The organism is Spirosoma radiotolerans (assembly GCF_000974425.1).
Classification (GTDB): Bacteria; Bacteroidota; Bacteroidia; order Cytophagales; family Spirosomataceae; genus Spirosoma; species Spirosoma radiotolerans.
This window is the reverse complement of the sequence record NZ_CP010429.1, coordinates 5,012,720-5,031,354: the sequence shown is the minus strand read 5'-3', so window position 1 is coordinate 5,031,354 and position 18,635 is coordinate 5,012,720. Positions and strand designations below refer to the sequence as shown.

General features: G+C 51.0%; 10 protein-coding genes. 5 read left to right on the top strand and 5 right to left on the bottom strand.

Annotated elements, in window-relative coordinates; all coding sequences use genetic code 11:
- Positions 1–244 precede the first annotated feature (244 nt).
- From SD10_RS28835 to katE, 4 genes are all read left to right on the top strand, one after another.
- Positions 245–2,638 carry a PAS domain-containing sensor histidine kinase gene (locus SD10_RS28835; RefSeq protein WP_227699028.1) on the top strand — a complete coding sequence of 798 codons (2,394 nt, stop codon included), beginning with the start codon at positions 245–247 and terminating at the stop codon, positions 2,636–2,638.
- A gap of 229 nt (positions 2,639–2,867) precedes the next feature.
- Positions 2,868–4,409, top strand: coding sequence for a YifB family Mg chelatase-like AAA ATPase (locus SD10_RS20415; protein WP_046576342.1), 1,542 nt, complete (start codon positions 2,868–2,870; stop codon positions 4,407–4,409).
- Positions 4,410–4,560: 151 nt separating this feature from the next.
- Positions 4,561–5,787: a thioredoxin family protein gene (locus SD10_RS28830; RefSeq protein WP_052731233.1), complete on the top strand. Its 1,227-nt coding sequence runs from the start codon at positions 4,561–4,563 to the stop codon at positions 5,785–5,787.
- A 191-nt stretch (positions 5,788–5,978) separates the two neighbouring features.
- Positions 5,979–8,132, top strand: coding sequence for a catalase HPII (katE, locus tag SD10_RS20405; RefSeq protein ID WP_046576341.1), 2,154 nt, complete (start codon positions 5,979–5,981; stop codon positions 8,130–8,132).
- 298 nt (positions 8,133–8,430) lie between these two features.
- Here the strand turns inward: katE and SD10_RS20400 are convergent, their stop codons facing one another.
- Entirely contained in the window at positions 8,431–9,318 is an 888-nt protein-coding gene (locus SD10_RS20400) for a sugar phosphate isomerase/epimerase family protein (RefSeq protein WP_046576339.1), read from the bottom strand.
- Positions 9,319–9,606: 288 nt separating this feature from the next.
- Between SD10_RS20400 and SD10_RS20395 the strand changes: the two genes are divergently transcribed.
- Complete coding sequence (locus SD10_RS20395) at positions 9,607–10,032, top strand: response regulator (RefSeq protein WP_046576338.1); 426 nt, start codon at positions 9,607–9,609, stop codon at positions 10,030–10,032.
- 27 nt (positions 10,033–10,059) lie between these two features.
- Here SD10_RS20395 and SD10_RS20390 read toward each other — a convergent pair whose 3' ends face one another.
- The 4 genes from SD10_RS20390 to SD10_RS20375 all read right to left on the bottom strand — a co-directional run bounded on the left by SD10_RS20390 (position 10,060) and on the right by SD10_RS20375 (position 18,568).
- Entirely contained in the window at positions 10,060–11,598 is a 1,539-nt protein-coding gene (locus SD10_RS20390; RefSeq protein WP_046576336.1) for an FG-GAP repeat domain-containing protein, read from the bottom strand.
- Between the two features lie 216 nt (positions 11,599–11,814).
- Positions 11,815–13,620, bottom strand: coding sequence for a RagB/SusD family nutrient uptake outer membrane protein (locus SD10_RS20385; RefSeq protein WP_046576335.1), 1,806 nt, complete (start codon positions 13,618–13,620; stop codon positions 11,815–11,817).
- Between the two features lie 20 nt (positions 13,621–13,640).
- Positions 13,641–17,279, bottom strand: a complete 3,639-nt coding sequence (locus tag SD10_RS20380; protein ID WP_052731232.1) for a SusC/RagA family TonB-linked outer membrane protein — start codon at positions 17,277–17,279, stop codon at positions 13,641–13,643.
- 191 nt (positions 17,280–17,470) lie between these two features.
- Entirely contained in the window at positions 17,471–18,568 is a 1,098-nt protein-coding gene (locus SD10_RS20375) for a FecR family protein (protein ID WP_046576333.1), read from the bottom strand.
- Between the last annotated feature and the right edge of the window lie 67 nt (positions 18,569–18,635).

Below are 18,635 nucleotides of genomic sequence, written 5' to 3'. Positions count from 1 at the left end.
GGTTTGGCTTAGTTTAATGAACTTTTAATTAACCGATTGCTGAGTAACTACGCATTTAGGCAGTAGGAAAAGATGCCGAGAGGCAACATGTAGCCAAGTTGTCGGTGATGCAGATGGAACACTAGCTAGTGTATGATAATTGATCGATGTTTTAATCTGTAAGAGGAGTAAACCATCGCAACTTATTTTCCTGTAATTTGGATTGTTATTACCTAATATCTGGATGAGGGGTAATCAGAAACGTGTGGACGAGCAGATACTCGCCCTCCAGAAAGAACTTCAACGAGTTAAGCAACAGACGGCTTCTGCCCTGGAAGCCGTTGGTATTGGCTTGTGGGTTATGTATCCTGACCAACGCATTATCACCTGGGACGAACAGTGCCAGAAAATTTACGGATGGCCCCAGGCAACGGTTTCACTTGATGAACTGTTTCGTCAGTTACACCCTCAGGATCTCGTTCATCTGCGGGCATTAGTCGCTGATCCGCCTAGTCGGAAAACGCAGAAGCCGACAACCGTCGATTACCGCATCACCAGCCCCGTAGATGGGATCATGCGCTGGATACGCATAACAGGCCGGGTAGCTACGCACCCATCCGGACCGGGTGATTGTTTTTCAGGTACTGCCCAGAATATTACCGACGAAAAACGGAAGGAGGCAACGCTGAAAACAATAGAACAACGCTTTCAATTGGCTTTCATGAATGCCTCCGTTGGGGTTGTTATTCTGGATACGGAAAGTAACATTCAACTTATTAATAAATCGTTCGCTAATCTGGTTGGTTATTCACAGGATGAACTGCTCGACCGGCATTTTGGTACCATCAGCCATCCCGATGATGTAGAGGAGAATGTGGCGCTGGTTCAGCAACTTATCCGGGGTGAATCAAACTCCTATGTTTTTAATAAACGCTATCTGCACAAAGATGGTACCATCGTATGGGGACAGGTTAGCTCAGCCCTCATTCGGGACCAGGAGGGGAAGCCAGACAGCTTTATCAGTATTGTGCAGAACATCACGGCCGAACTACAGGCGCAGGCGGAGCAGAAAAAGCTTGTATCGCTGCTGAAGACCAGCGAAGAACGCCTGCAAGACGCCATCGAACTAGCCGAACTGAGTACCTTTGAAATATGCCCTGGCGACGGCACCATTCTGCTCTCCGGGCGAGCTAAAGGGTGGCTGGGTTTCAAACCGGCTGAGACGCCTTCACTGGATCAGGTCCTCAACACCATTCGGGACCGGGATAGTGTTGAAGCAGTCCTGGGACAGACAGTAGCCGATGGAATCGGTACGGCTATGGATATTGAGTTCTGGGCCGTTAATCAGCAAACGGGCCAGGAGCGGTTGTATCATGCCCAGGGGCGTGTGGTGCGGAGTAGCCCGGACAATACGGCACTTTCGATACGGGGTATTGCCAAAGACATAACCGCCCAACGGCAGTATGCTCAGGACCTGGAACAGCAGGTTCAGGGCCGTACGCAAGCCTTGCAGCGAGCTAATCTACTAATCAAAACCCAGGCCGACCAGCTTCGGTTCGTGACCGATAGCTCGTTGACGGCTATTGCCCTTTACGCTATTGTGCGTGATGAAGCGACAGGCGATGTTGTCGATTTACGGTACGAACTGATCAACCAGATGGCGCAGCGCATGACGGGTCGACAGGCGTCCGATTTACTGGGGCACACCATGCTGGAAGTATTTCCGGGTATGAAGGAGAATAGTATATGGGAGCGCTATATCGAGCTGGCCCAAACGGGTGTTCCCCTGCGTTACTACAACCACTATACGCAGGATGGGTACGACATCTGGTATCAGGTCCAGGGAGTCCGCCAGGGCGAACTGCTGGTCTTATCGTTTCTCGATATTACCGAACTAAAACAGACCCAATTCCAACTCGAATCACTTAACAAAGATTTGCTGGAGGCCAATAACAACCTGGAACAATTTGCCTTCGTGGCCTCGCACGATTTGCAGGAACCATTACGGAAAATTCAATCGTTCGGTACGCTTTTGCTGGAGCAGTACGCCGAGCGGCTGGGCGATGGAGCGGACTTGATTCTGCGCATGCAGGTGGCCGCCGAACGCATGTCCATTTTGATCAAAGACCTCCTCACCCTGTCGCGCATTACAACACAGCATCATTCGCTCGTTGAGATTCCATTGTCGCGGGTGATCCAGCGGGTTATCGACGATTTGGATATTGTGATCGAAGAGGCTGAAGCAAGCCTTCATATTGAACCACTGCCTTCGGTAAAAGGGGATGAATCTCAATTACGGCAGCTCTTTCAAAACTTACTGTCCAACGCCGTTAAATTTCGTAAGCCAGGGGTTGAGCTACAAGTCCAAATCAGCGCCCGGCTTGTGGCAAAAGCTGATTTGCCAGCTACCGTAAAGCCAACCCGGCAGGCAACTCACTACCATCAGATTTGCATCGAAGACAATGGCATTGGCTTCGATGAAATGTATCTGGACCGTATCTTCCAGGTATTTCAACGCCTGCACACCAGGAGCCAATATGCGGGTACAGGCATTGGGTTAGCCATTGTGCAGAAAGTGGCTGCCAATCACGGCGGGGCGATCACCGCCATGAGCCAACCCGGCCAGGGGGCTGCGTTTTTTGTGTATTTACCGATATGATTCAAACCTATAAGCCAGGCCGCCGGAGCGGTTTCTAAAACCTTATCGCTTTGCCCTGTCGTGGTGTCAGTTTCTTAAAACTGACAGGTGAGGTTTCTTAAAACCGACACCACTTGGTACACCACCGACATCACTTGATACACCACAAAAGATATACCTCCGTTTTTTTATTGTCCGGTAGCAACGTAGTTTTGAAACCCATCGACTACAACCGTTTACTTGTTTCTTTATGTTAGCCAAAACGTTCGGCGCAGCCGTGTATGGTGTCAATGCCAGTCTGATTACCATTGAAGTTGTTGTTGCACAGGGGCTGCATTTTCATCTGGTAGGCTTACCCGATAGTGCCGTCAAAGAAAGTGAACAGCGGGTCGAGGCCTCGCTGAAATTCTTCGGTTACCGAATGCCCCGTCAGAAAGTAGTCGTTAATCTGGCCCCCGCCGATATTCGAAAAGAAGGGTCCGCCTATGATCTGCCCATTGGGCTTTGCGTGCTGCAGGCTTCCGAACAGATCACCACGACCCGCAATCTGGAAGACTATGTTATTATGGGCGAACTGGCACTGGACGGTACACTGAGGCCCATAAAAGGCGTGCTGCCCATTGCCATCGAGGCCCGTAAACGCGGCTACAAAGGCTTTGTGTTGCCCATCGAAAATGCCCGAGAGGCCTCTATCGTCAACCAACTGGATGTGATAGGGGTAACTACTATTCAGGATGCCATCGAGTTTTTTGAAGGAAAAAAAGAGATCGCGCCGTTGGAAACCGATACGCGCGATTTGTTCATGAGCCAGATCAATGCCTACGATGTGGATTTTTCGCACGTACAAGGGCAGGAGAATATAAAGCGGGCCATGGAGATAGCGGCTGCCGGCGGGCACAATGTGATCATGATTGGCCCACCAGGTGCGGGTAAAACCATGCTGGCCAAACGGCTGCCCAGCATTTTGCCTCCGCTCACGTTGCAGGAAGCCCTGGAAACAACAAAAATTCATTCGGTGGCGGGTAAGCTTGGTACCCAAGCTACTCTGATTGCAACCCGCCCGTATCGGTCACCGCACCATACCATTTCCGATGCTGCGCTGGTGGGCGGTGGAAGCTTTCCGCAGCCGGGCGAAATCTCCCTGGCCCACAACGGCGTGTTGTTTCTGGACGAACTACCTGAATTCAAACGGTCGGCGCTGGAAGTGATGCGTCAGCCACTCGAAGACCGGAAGGTGAGTATTTCGCGCGCCAAATGGGCCGTCGAATTCCCCGCCAGTTTTATGCTCATTGCCAGCATGAACCCCTGTCCCTGTGGCTATTATAACCACCCCGAAAAAGAGTGTGTGTGCGGACCGGGTGTCGTTCAGCGGTACCTGGCCAAAATAAGCGGGCCACTGCTCGACCGAATTGATTTACACGTTGAAGTAACGCCCGTTTCCTTCGATCAGATGACGGCCAATCGCCCCGCCGAAACCAGTGAAGCCATTCGAGAGCGAGTGATTCGGGCCCGCGAGATTCAAACGACTCGCTTCGCCACTCAGCCGGGCATTTATTCCAACGCCATGATGCCTTCGCAACTGGTGAAGGAAGTCTGTCTGATTAACGACGCTGGTCGCGCTTTGCTCAAAACGGCCATGGAGCGCCTGGGTTTGTCGGCCCGCGCCTACGACCGCATTTTGAAAGTATCCCGTACTATTGCCGACTTATCGGCCAGTGAGGAGATTCGCATTGAGCACCTGGCCGAAGCTATACAGTACCGAAGTCTGGACCGGGAGAACTGGGCTGGCTAGAAAAGGTGAATCAGATGAGAAATTTAAATCCAGAAAAACAATAAATGGGCTATTTTGCATCGAGCATCCTAAACTTCTCAGGCAAATAGTCCCCGTTTTGCTTGCCTGATCGGACGCATGCATGCCTATTTGGCCATAGCTAAATCCTAATATGATTCGACTTTACAGTGCCCTGGTCTTCACGCTGTTACTCGCTCTGGAGCAACCGCTCCAGGCGCAATCCATTACTTTTGAAAAGGGCAAATGGAAAGATATGCTGGCCCGAGCCAAAACGGAAAAGAAGTTAATTTTTGTCGATGTGTATGCGGTCTGGTGTGGCCCGTGCAAAATGCTTGATCAGCAGGTATTTACCGACAAACAGGTTGCGGCTACGTATAATGCCTTTTTTATCAATTATAAAGTTGATGCCGAACGGGGAGAAGGGCCTGCTCTGGCCCGACAATACAACGTTAGGGCTTACCCAACAGCTTTGTTCATTGATGGCGATGGACAACTGGTTGATACTTGGACGGGATTCATCCCGCCAGTTCTTTTCAAACAACAAGGCGAACGGGTGTTTAAAAAAACGCCCCTTGGCCTGACGCTTTCCCTACACGAAGCCGCCTATCAGGAAGGGAATCGGTCTGCCGCCTTTATGAAAACGTATTTGTGGCTGCGCCGTCAGGCGGGTCTTGGTGTAATGGATGTATTGAACGACTACGTGAGCCACATACCCGCCGACTCCCTGCAAACGCCTTTGTTCGCCACGATTCTTCTGGCCAACACGACCTCGTCGAAAGGGCCTGCCTTTGAGCTAATGATGCGTCGAAAAGACGAGCCCCGGTTTCGGTCGGCCCTCGATATGATCGTTCACCGAGACGTTAGTTCCGCTGGTAAAGAGCGGAACCGATCCGAGTTCAAGACGCTGTCTGGTGTGATCCAACAGCTGGCAACTACCGATCAGGTGGCTGAACGACTGGCTCATTATCAACTCGTCTACGACGTGGAGGCTGAAGACTGGAAGGGGTATGCCGAACATGCCGAAGCCTATATGAAGCAGTATTTACTGCCTAACTTAACTACCCAGGCCCAGCAACAGCAGCCCGCATTGTTCCAGGATCGCTATGACCAGTTGTGCAACATGGGCTACTTTATCTGGAAAAACAGCAAAGACGATGCCCAGCTTTCGACCTTGTTAACGACCCTGGTTTCGGTCGGTCAGATTCACGCAAGCCCACTTAACATCAGCTTGCAGGCGTGTCTGCATTATGCACTGGGTGAGCGGGATGAAGCCGTAGCGCTTCAAACAAAGGCCCTCGAACAGGCACGCAACCTGGGTGAAGATGCATCCAGCTACGAAGCAACTCTGCTCCGAATGCAGAAAAAGAAATCCCTTTAAAGAATTTATAATATTCAGTTAGACACTGTGTTAACGGTAGCCTTAGTGTCAGGTTGAGTCAACGTAGCCAATCAGGTCGACCCGCTACAGGTTCATCTATTTTGTCTTTATTATTTGCATGATCGAACATTAATGAATAAAAAAGGTAGTTCTAGTATCCCTACATACGTACAGGATTAACTAGCACTGCCATGAGTACAGAACAAAACCGAACCAACACAAACGATAAACTTGACGAACTGGAGCAGAACCGGGAATACAGCACGGGCGAATTCCTGACCACTAACCAGGGCCTGCGGGTTAACGACGATCAGAACTCCTTAAAAACCGGACCCAGAGGGGCCACGCTGCTGGAAGATTTTATCCTTCGGGAAAAAATTACGCACTTCGATCATGAGCGTATTCCCGAACGGATTGTCCATGCCCGAGGGGCTGCTGCCCACGGTTACTTTCAGGTTTATGAACCGCAGGCCGGTTTAACAAAAGCCAAATTCCTACAGGACCCTTCCGTAAAAACGCCCGTGTTCGTGCGTTTCTCTACTGTGGCTGGTTCGCGCGGCTCATCCGATCTGGCCCGTGATGTACGGGGCTTTGCCGTTAAATTTTATACCGAAGAAGGTAACTTCGACCTGGTTGGCAACAACATGCCAGTCTTCTTTATTCAGGATTCCATCAAGTTTCCTGACTTTGTGCACGCCGTAAAACCGGAGCCTAACAACGAGATTCCACAGGCGGCTTCGGCACACGATACCTTCTGGGATTTTATCTCCATAACGCCCGAATCGATGCACATGATTATGTGGGTCATGTCGGACCGAGCTATTCCCCGGAGTTACCGCATGATGGAGGGCTTTGGGGTTCATACGTTCCGATTCATTAATGGCGAGGGTAAGTCGAGCTTCGTAAAATTCCATTGGAAACCGTTGCTGGGTGTTCATTCGGTGGTTTGGGACGAAGCCCAGCTTATTTCGGGTCGTGACCCCGATTTTCACCGGCGCGATTTATGGGATTCTATCGAAGGCGGGGCTTATCCGGAATGGGAACTGGGCGTTCAGATTGTGGCCGAAGAAGACGAACACAAATTCGACTTCGATTTGCTGGATGCGACGAAGATTATCCCCGAAGAACTGGTGCCGGTTCAGCGCATCGGAAAGATGGTACTCAACCGCAATCCCGACAATTACTTTGCCGAAACGGAGCAGGTGGCGTTTCACCTGGGGCATCTGGTTCCCGGTCTCGATTTTACCAACGATCCGCTTTTGCAGGGGCGTTTGTTTTCCTATACCGATACCCAGTTGAAGCGTTTGGGTGGACCAAATTTTCACGAAATCCCCATTAACCGGCCCATCGCACCGGTACACAATGGACAGCGTGACGGCCATATGCGGCAAACGATCAACGTGGGTCGCACCAGCTATAGCCCAAATGGTATCAATGCCGATTCTCCCGCACAGGCTAAGGAGAGTGAAGGTGGTTTTGCGAGCTATGCTGAACGAATTGACGGCCATAAGGTGCGCGCCCGGAGCAAAAGTTTCAGAGATCATTACAGCCAGGCTAAACTGTTCTGGAATAGCCAGTCGGACACGGAGAAAACGCACATTGTGAAAGCACTACGGTTCGAGTTAGGCAAAGTGGCCGTGGAAGAAATTCGGGAACGCATGCTGATTCACCTCGCCCAGGTCGACACGACGCTGGCTACGCTGGTGGGCGAAGGGCTGGGGCTGACAGTACCATCAGCTCAGGGCGTTCAGTTAAATAAGGGTGTTCCGGCTGATGCTAACCCCGCTGATTATCAACCAACCACCGCCCGTACGGATGTAGGTCAGTCGGCAGCGCTGAGTATGGCTAACCCGCCCAAAGTAGGCATCAAGACGCGCCAGGTAGCGATTTTGGCTGCCGATGGCGTAGATAACACCGAATTTGACGTGATAAAACAGGCGCTGTCGGCCGAAGAGGCCGTGATTGCTATCGTAGCTCCCCGGCTGGGTAAGCTTAAAACCTCAACGGGTGAGGCCGTTAAAATCGACGCTAGTTTACAGACAACGGCCTCGGTGTTATTCGATGCCGTTTATGTGCCCGGCGGTCAGACCAGTGTCAACTCATTGTTGCAGGAAGCTGACGCGGTCCGGTTCGTCCACGAAGCCTTCATGCACTGTAAACCCATTGCTGCCACCGCCGAAGGAGTTGACCTCCTGAAAGCAGCCGCTAATGGGGGAGCCGAGAAGCTGTTGAGCAGCGAGGGTGTCATCACTGGTGAAGGCACCAACGCTGAGGCTGTCCCCCAAAAATTCATTGAGGCCATTGGGGAGCACCGTTTCTGGAGCCGGGAGAAAACGCTGGTGTAAACCTGCGAATATATCGAGTGATTAAGACGTCCGTGAGGGCTGTTTTCTCACAGCCCTTACAGGCGTTAACAAAGGTTTTTCCCACGGTCGGTGTCCTCACAGATAGCACATTTAAAGGCAAATCTGGCTGACGTATGAGCAGTTCGTGTTCTCACTGACTGTGGAAAGGCTATTTGTTATACCTCAATCAAACGGTTATTTTGGCCCACGATTCCTGGAAATTGCTCAATGCAGGTAAGTAGTATCAAGTAATGAAATATCCCGAACTAGATTGCGATACATAGCCTTCCGGACCAACTTATCGGGCGTATTTAGCCTGCATCTCCTGAATAAACTTTAACCCATTTTCGGCAATGTTCCAGGGGTCGTTGTATTCCCGCCATACATTGATCGAATTGGCAAAATCAATGTCATTCCGGGTGAAGGCTTCGATGGTCATCCAGCCATTGTAGTTCAATTCAGCCAGCGTCCGGAACGTGTCATCCCAGGGAATGTGTCCATCGCCGGGGGTGCCGCGGTCATTTTCGCTGATGTGCACATGGGCCAATACCGGGGCAATGGTACGTATGGCGTCCGGAAAACGTTTCTCCTCCATGTTGGCATGATGCGTATCGAACATAGCCCGGACGTTCGGATGGTCGGCTTGTCGTATCAAATCCAGCAACTGGCTCATGGTGTTGCAGAGGTAGCATTCGAAGCGATTCAAGGCTTCGGGCGCTAGGATAATGTTTGCCTGTTTGGCGTGTTCGCCAGCAGCATGAAGCACCTCGGCACTACGCGCATATTCGTCGGGCTGGGGCTCGCGTCGGCTGAAGGTAGCAAAGGCCGAGTGCATAGGCCCGCAAATGACGGTAGCGCCCATGGCGTGTGCCCGGTCGATGGCTTCTTTCAAAAAGCTCACGGCCTGCTCCCGAATTTTGGCCGATTCGCTGACCGGATTTTGATCGGGGCCCACCACCATCACGCACGTACGCTGTAAGCCCAGTTGTGTCAGGTGATCACCAAACCGGTGGTAAGCGGCCACGTCCTGATTGTCGATAAAGCATTCGATACCATCATACCCAATGTTCTTCAGGCGTTCGGTTATTGGATTCAGTTTCTCCGACATAACGGCCGACCAGGCCAATACATTAAAGCCAATGGGAGACGTTGAACTTGAGTTGGGAACTGTGGCTGCTTCGGACATAGACGGATAAGATTAACGCAAATGCATTTGTACGATAACTAAGTAAAGCGTTATGGAGCGTATTTTTCCTGCTAGGTAGCCAAAAATAATGTTGCCTCTTCATTGATGGAATTGATTAGCACAAGCAACCGGGTGAAGACGCCTATCGGCAGGCACATACTACTTGTCTTAGTGGAAATTTACTTGTTTATTGTAAACGTAATAGACACCTGTGCATTCGTAGGCTTTGAGTACTTAGCCGGTGAACAGTCGTACATTTGGGTTTGAATTGTATCATTAACACAACCTATGTCATTAAGGGGGCCCATTATTTCAATTGAGGATGACGAAGATGATCAGTACCTGATTGGTCAAGTCATTCAGCAGCTAAACCTTCCCAACTCACTTCGTTTCTTCTCAAATGGACAAACCGCTCTACACTACTTGAGAACCACGGCCGAACAGCCATTTCTGATCCTGTGCGACATTAACATGCCCATCATGAATGGTCTGGAATTACGGAGAGAGATCAATGAAAGCGAATATTTAAGGACCAAGTCTATTCCGTTTGTCTATTTGACAACAGCCGCTAACAGCCAGTTAATTAAGGAAGCCTACGATAGCATGGTTCAGGGCTTTTATAAGAAAGCCATTGATTATTCGGGGCTTAATCAGCAACTCAAGCTTATCGTTGAGTATTGGCAGAGCTGCCTGCACCCAAACAGTCAGCTTTAACGCCTGCGAATGAACGTAGTTTCAGGATTATTTCCGCCGGTTCTCCAGTACAACAAACGGCAGAAAACCATTCCAGGTAGGTGTAAATCGAACTTCGTTCAGGAAACCCGGTGCGTAGTTTCCCAGTACGATGTCAACGTCGCCGTCATGGTCCCAATCGCTGGCATCCATAGAAATCCAGCGCCCATACTGGCTCACCGGAATGGCATGCGGGATAAATGATACGGGTTTCTCCTGTTCAAAATAGATAAACGTTTCGGCTGGATTGTTTTTTAAATCGCCGAAGAACGCAATCGTGGCTATGTCCAGATCACCATCCAGATCAAAGTCGGCGGCAATCGCTTTTGTACAGCCATTAATGGGGTAAAAATAAGTCTGTTTGTACTGGCCGCTTCCCTGATTGGTAAAGATATAAACGCCATGAAACGGCTTCAGAACACGCGAGTAGTCGCTGTTATCGCCACAGGTATAGAGAATATCCAGACGGCCGTCTTTGTTCATGTCTACCAATTGAAAGCTGGTTGATCCATAAACAGGCGGAAATCGTAGTAAATTTTTCTCAGAAAAGCCACCTTTATGGTCATTTGTGAATAGCCAGATGCCTTCATCAGCGTGTGCGAAAAGCGCCATAAAGTCAAGCCAGCCATCCTGATTGAAATCGCCGGATATAACCTGCGATGCGCCCGCCACTTCTTTAATAACCGTTTTCTCAAACGTGTGATCGGGGCGCTGTTTGAGCCAATACAAAGCCCCTGCTTCATGGCCAAATCCGCAAACAATCCAGTCGGTCAATCCATCTTTCGAAAAGTCGCCGGGAACAGACTGAATCGGGCGGGGGAGTTGGCTGGCCAGCACTACCGGAGCCGATGTCGATGCTTTGTCCAGGCCAATGTCCAGAAGTTCGCCTGAGGGCCGGTCAACAGCCAGCATCGTTCCGATGCACGTAAGCTGCACTCGTGGCGAACCCGATGCATCGGCCGTGAAAGTGGCCTGAACGGCCGGAGAGGGCAACTGTTGAATCAGCGTTGGCGTCAGAGCTGAATTCCATTGATACAGGCCAGCGTCGGATTCATTGCTGGTGTAGAGTTGATGCCGGGCCGAATCAAAAGTGACCATCGTCGTGGTGGCCAGTTTGTTGGTCTGTTCGGCGGGTTTCATTAGTTTGAAAACAGACCAGTCGGTCATCAATTTAACCGGTGGAGTTGCCTTTTTGGGTTTCGCCGGAGCCAGCGTTTCGTAATAATCAACCAGCTTTAACCAGTCTACCTGAGAGATAGCGGCCGTGGGTGGGTAATAGTAATGCGTTTTTTGCCAGACCTCCAGCCCCAGTTTAAGGGCCATCGCTGGTAAAACATGCTTGCTCCAGGTTTCTTTGTCCAGGGCATCAGGCGAAACGGGCAAGTGGCAACGGCCGCAGTAGGTCTGAGCCAATCGTTCTCCTTCCGTTGCTCCCGGTAATTTGGCGGTCGATGAGTCATTACCAGATTGACAACTGACTATTAAAATAAACAGCCCTGACAATGAAAAGAGCCAGAACTTTTTAACCAGAAAAGATAGTCGTTGCATTTGCGTAAAAGCTGGCAAGGGTATTTAACAAAAGAGCAGTCCAAAGACTGCTTTAAAAATTTTAACCACAGAGGTACGGAGAACACAAAGGGTTTAAACATATCGTGCCTACGGCACTTAATTCACTCAGTATCATTTATTGATACCCACTACTCACATTATGTTTAAAACCTCTGTGTTCTCCGTGCCTCTGTGGTTAAAATAATTGCTCATAAATTAATTATACCCTGGATTCTGAGTCAGTGTTGACTTGCCGCCCGATGTGCTCAGGTCAATCTGCCGTTGTGGAATGGGGTAATAGTCATTTTTCCCGGCAATAAAGCGGCCACCCCGAATATCCGTTGTGATGGTGCTTTCGTAGCTGAAGTATTTGTTCAGTTCGCTCTCAGCGACACCCCAACGAACCAGGTCGAAGAAGCGGTGACCTTCTGTCGCTAATTCCAGTTTGCGTTCGAAGTAAATGGCATTCAGCGCACCTGTCTTTCCTAAACCGGCAAATGCGCCCGCTGGATACACCGCAACTTTGTAGTTAGCTGCGGGCGTTGTTGAATAACCGGCCAGGGGTTTGGTATCATCTGCGTATCTGTAGACGAAATTGACCGGATTCGCGGCCCGCGCCCGTACCTGATTCACATACGTTTGCGCCTGTGGCAGGTTACCCAAATTGGCTTCCGCTTCAGCGGCCATCAGCAATACATCTGCATAACGAATAATATTCCAGTTAATGGCCGTGCCCGGTGCCCAGGAATGGTTATCGGCGTACTGATCCTGCGTTGCCTGCATATAAATGTTTTTCTTGGGCGAGTAAGGACCCGCATACGTTTGACCTGGGCTCCGAATCCAGTCGGCGCCTGGGTGGTTACCCCAATCCAGATAGGGCAGACCCCGGCGACCAATCGTCCAGTCGATGCGGGGGTCCAGCGGTCCGGCATCGGGCGTAAAGGGCTGAGTCGATGCAATGCCCTGATCGTTTTTCACCGGGTGACTATTGTAATCACTCAGGTAAGGCAGACCCGTCGCATCGGTCCGGTACGAGTTAGCCAGATCCTGCGAAGGCTGAAAAAATCCACAGCACCGGAAAGGGCTGTTCCCGTACGGGAAGTTCAGCATATCGCCCTGGTTGGCATTGGCAATCGTTCCCGTTCCATCATTAGCCACCATCTGAATCTGGAAAACAGATTCAGAATTGTTTTCTGTAGCTGCATCGAAGTTGTCGTGGAATCGGGTCATCAGCGCGTATTTCAACCCGTTGCTGGTTACGCCCTGACTAATTACCTGATCAAAGAGGGCTTTCGCTTCGGCGTATTTGTGTTCGTACAGATACGTCTTGGCCAGATAGGTCATGGCAGCCCACTTGTTGACCCGTCCTACTTCCGATTGCGTAGCGGGTAAATTATCGACTGCGTATTTGAAATCAGCCTCAATTTTTGGCCAGATATCCTCCGTGTTTGTCTGGGCACTGGCAGCTGTTGTTTCAACTGTTTCGTCAATCCAGGGTACTCTGTTGAACATCCGCTTCAGCTCGAAGTAGTAATGTCCCCGCAGGAAACGGGCCTGAGCGGCCAACAGAGCCCGGTCGGCATCCGAAATAGTCGTTGCCTGCCCCAGCAGACGTAAGGTCGAGTTTGTTCGGTTGACCCCTTCGTATACCGTACGCCATTTTCCATTAAAAAAGCCGTTGCTGGCGTCGGTCGTAAATTTGGCGATGGCATCGATAGCCGGTTGATCACTACCGTCGCTTCCTTTATGAGCCTCGCCCCCGGCAACGCTACCGTATACCCAGTTACTGGGCGACGCCTGCCAGGCATCTGAGCCGCTCAGGTTCAGGGCCGAACCGTTGTTATACTGGCCATCCAGAGCGGCATAGGCACCCGTCAGCAGGGCGTCTACCCCAGCTCGAGTGGCTAGTACCTGATCGCTCAGGGCACCCTGAGCCGGTATTTCCAGGCTGTGTTGGCAACCGTTGACTGTCAATCCAACGGCCGTAACAGCCATGATCGTTATATACTGTGCTACTTTCATTTGTGTTGAGATAATACGAGTTAAAACGTCACGTTCAGACCGAATAAAAACTGACGCTGGTTAGGATACACGCCCTCGTCGATACCGAACGAAGTGGTGTTCGAGAACGATTGATTCAAACTACCGCCCGAACTGTTGTTCGTGTTGGCCGTAGTGCCAATCTCAGGATCCAGACCCGAGTATTTGGTGATCGTAAACAGGTTGGCCGACTGAACATAAACCCGCAGGCGCTCGATACCCAGCTTTTTCAGCGTGTTGGCGGGCAGCGTGTAGCCGAGCTGCGCGTTTTTAGCCCGCAGGTACGAGCCATTTTCGACGAAATAAGAGTTGGGTACGTTAGACGAACTGAACGAACCAACCGTTTCCTGGATCGGTGCTTTGGCATCGTGGTTTTCCGGTGTCCAGGAATCATACAGAGCGGTCTGGCTCTTGGCACCCTGGAAGTTGGCGTTGAAATCGGTCCACCAGCGTACGTTGTTCCAGATGTCGTTGCCCTGCGTACCGTAGAAGAAGATGCTGAAATCGAACTTCTTATAAGTCGCCCCCAGGTTCAGACCGTAGCTGAACTTCGGGTTTGGGTTGCCCAGGAAAGTGCGGTCGGCTTCGGTAATTTGGCCATCGCCGTTCACGTCGGCGTAGCGGAACCGGCCCACGGCCACATCACTCTGGTAAACAGCACTGGTATTACCCGTCTTCTGTTGTGCCTGCGCGTTCGCTGCGTTGATTTCCTCCTGCGAGTTCCAGAAACCAGCGGTCTTGTACCCAAAGAACTGACCAATCGAATGACCAACGGCATTGCGAACAATGTAGCTTCCGTTGAACCGGCGGCCTTCCTGATCGAAGTAGTCGATGCCATCCGCCAGCGAAACAATCTTGTTGTTATAGGTGGTGAAGGTCAACGTTCCGGTCAGTTTCAGATCGCTCGATACGTTAATAGCGCTCGATGCCGCAATGTCAAGACCCTGGTTTCGCATCCGGGCTACGTTAACCGCGGGCGCAGTGCCTAAACCGGCTGTTCCGGCCAATTCGAGCGTGTAGAGCAGATCGCGAACCTGTTTGTTGTAATAATCAACGGTCAGGTCCAGCTTGCCTTTCCACAGGCTGGCATCAAAGCCGATGTTAGCGTTGATGTTCTTCTCCCAGCGCGCGTCGGGGTTACCGATGCGGGTGCGCTGAAAACCGAGCGAGTTAGCCGAATTGGAGCCCGATATGGCGTAGTAAGACGATGTGCGGTCACCACCGTAGGTTGTGTAGGCATTGGCTGGGTCAACGTTCAACTGGTTACCCATGATGCCGTAGCCTCCGCGAATTTTCAGATCATTTAACCAGGTCAGTCCGCTCATGAAATTTTCCTGCGAAATCCGCCAGCCCGCACTCACCGCCGGGAACCAGCCATACTGGTAATTCAGAAAACGGGATGAGCCGTCGCGCCGAATTGTTGCGCCAAACAGATACTTGTCCTTTAGCGAGTAATCGACCCGGCCAATCAGTGAGAACAGGGCATCTGCATAGCGGTTACTGTAGTTCGTTGGCGTTCCCGACCCCGTCGAAAGGTTAGTGAAGTTCGGGTCGAACGAGAAATAGCTCTGTGTTGTGCCCCCTACGTTACGGCCCTGATTCTGGTATGCTTCTGTACCCACCAACACCTTCAGATCGTGCGTATTGTTGAAATTGTGCTGATACTGGACGGTGTTGGTCCATGTCCAGTTCGACCCGTTGAAGGTATTTTCCGTGTACGAGTTGGTCGTGGTATTTTCCTGGTTCTCATACGTAGGATAGGTAAAGGAATGGAAGTTACCCATGTAGATTTCACCGCCGAAACTGGTCCGGGCCGTGAAGTCTTTCAGAAAGTCGACTTCAGCATACATATTACCGAAAAGCCGATTGTTCAGCCCCCGGTTATTGACGGTGCGCTGCTGAACGGCAACCGGGTTGTTGGCATTGCCCAATCCCTGGCCATACCCCCCGGCATAGTTTCCGGCAATATCATAGACAGGAATAATGGGTTGCTCGCGGAACGCCATCCCAATGGCGCTACCTTCCTGCAGGGCGTTGACGCGTGGGTTGTCCGACACCGAAAAGGCGATATTTTCACCTACCCGGATGTTCTCCCGAAGGTTGTATTGGCTGTTTGACCGGATCGTGTACCGCTTCAGATACGTATTGATCAGCGTACCCTGCTGGTTGAAATAGTTGAACGAGAACAGGTAATTACCTTGTGGGCCCCCACCGCTAACGGCCAGGTTATGGCTCATAATTGGCGCTGCTTTGAAAATCTCGTGGAACCAGTCCGTCCCGGTTTTATTAGCCCGTGTAATCCGGTTAAACGCGTTGTACTGCGAAGCATCGTTGTAGGTCGGATTCACATTGTACCGCGATGGGTCAACGGAAGGGTCACCTTCTTTGGCACCTTGAGGAGCAATGTAATCCGGCAAAACGGGGGTCGTGCCGCTGCCGTACAGCGGATCGTTAATGGCTGCATTGGGGTTGGCATTGCGCAGGGCATTAAACTTCAACTGAGCCGTTTCCTGCGGATTTAGCAAGTGCCAAACGTTGCCGCCTTTTGGAATTTGCGTTCCGTAATACGCATCGTACTGAACCTTAACTTTACCGTTTCCACGACGAGTGGTGATGATAATGACACCATTGGCGGCCCGTGAACCATAAATCGACGCCGAACCGGCATCTTTCAACACTTGCATAGAAGCAACGTCGTTCGGGTTGATGTCGTTGATGTTCTGTGTAGGCACGCCGTCCACCACATAGAGCGGCTGGTTATTACCGAATGTATTCAACCCCCGGATACGAATCTGGGGAGCTTCACCCGGCTGACCCGATCCCAACACCGTAACGCCCGACGCCCGGCCCTGTAACTGGTTGGTAATTTGCGCCGTTGGTTGTTGTTGTAACTCCGTTACGTTAACGACCGAGACAGCCCCTGTCAGGTCTTTCTTGCGCTGTGTACCATACCCAACCACGACTACTTCGCTCAATGACTTCACATCAGATGCCAGTTGAATATCAGGTAGGGTAGTGCGGTTGTTGATCGCCACCTCCTGCGTTGTATAGCTGATCGACGAGATGACCAGCGTTCCGTTGCCGTCTGGTACGTTCAGGGTAAAGCGCCCATCGGCGTCCGTTGCCGTACCGACATTGGCGGTTCCTTTGACCAGAATGGTTGCCCCTGGCAAACCCGTCCCTTTTTCATCGAGAACCCGGCCCGTGACGGTAATAGGCGGAACGGGTTTTTCGACGTTTGGGTCGGCTACCGCGCGTGAACTGGTTGATGAGGCATCGGCGGCCCGTTTCAGAATGATCGTTTTACCCCCAACTTCATAGTTAATGGCAGCGGGCCCCAGCACGGCGTTGAGTACCTCCGAAAGCCTCTCGTTGGTAAACGTAAGCGAGCTGATCCGTTGTTGGGTAAAAATGCGCGGGTTATACATGAACTTCACATCAGCTTCTTTGCCAATGCGGCTAATGGCCTGCTCAATGGTCAGATTGGATAGCTGAAGGCTCACCCGGCGATTAAGTAATTCCTGACCATACGTGTCGTGTGCTCTTGCTATGGTCGCAAAGGCAGTCACCACGAAAAACAGGTAAAAACTGACGCGCATAATTTTGAGCAGCTTTTGCTGCTTTTGTATTCGAATTGTCATACTTTTGAATTGGTTGTCGGTTTACATCGGCAATAAAAATCCCTTACCCCACCAGGGTATGCTTTTTTCGCAGAGAGCAATTGGGAGACTAATTCCAGAGTCAGTGATGTTGGCGCATTGCTGACTCTTTTTTTTTGTATTCTAACGTGAGTGTTTTTTGGACATAGGCTAGTTTAGAGTGTTGAGTAATTTTATGGGCATCCTTTACTGGTAATTAAAATTTTTCCGTCCATTTGTTCATACTGGGCATCCAGCGTCTGACAAATCATCGTCAACTTCTCGAAGAGCGGTTCATCGTCCAGCGAAGCGGTCAGGTAACAGTTTTTCATGACCTCGGCATCAAAAACAATCTCGACACCGTAGGCCTTTTCAAGGGCCGCAAAAACCTGGTTGATGGGCGTTCCGCTGAACTCAAACATGGCCTGCTGAATGGGCATGTCCAGCAGCGTCGGCGAATCGACCAGCGACCGCAACAGCCGACTCTCGTCCCGGTTAAACTGTACACGCTGATTTGGGGTCAGAACCAGCCCGATCAACTGGCGGGATTCCTGCTTTTCAACGCGTTCCCGATCTGTGCGGGTAAAAACAGATACCCGGCCCGTTTTCACCGTTACATCAACGGCTTTTCTGTCGTAAGCCCGAACTGTAAAGCTTGTGCCCAGTACTTTAGTGATCAGGTTATCTGCATAAACAAAAAAGGGTTTGTCCGGATTTTTCGCGACTTCAAAAAAAGCTTCTCCTACCAAGTACACCTCACGCTTGTTGTGGCTGGCAAACGCACTGGGGTAACTAATGCGGCTGTCAGGCTGCAACAGAACCGAACTACCGTCGGCCAGTAGCACCAGTTTCGTTTTAGCGCCGGCGTTAATCACTTCTTTCATCGGCACCGTAGAGGTAGCGACCAGCTTCTGGTAAACCACCGTCGGTTTATCCTGACCGCTGTACCAGCCAAACCAGGCCAGTACAATCAGGGCTACCGATGCTGCGGCAACCCAGGCCATTCGCCCATACGACAAAAAAGGCGCCGATTCTCGCGAGGTCGGCTCTGTATCCTGCATGATCTGTTGAATGTTCCGCTGAGTAAACTCCAGGGGTGGTTCAATCGTATCTTCTCCGATGGTCTGCAAGGTTTCACGCGCCTGAATCATAAGCATGGCTTTCTCCGGAAACAGAACCGGAAAACGCTCCCACCACTCAGCTACCGGGGCCGGTGCCTGGTCAAATACCCATGACCGGAATGATTCGTCTTCCAAAAAATCATATAGCTCGAAATGATCAAATGATTTCATAGAAAATGTCTATTTTTTGGCTGCATTACTTATATAATTAGCCAGCCAGCGCGTCATACCCTCCAAT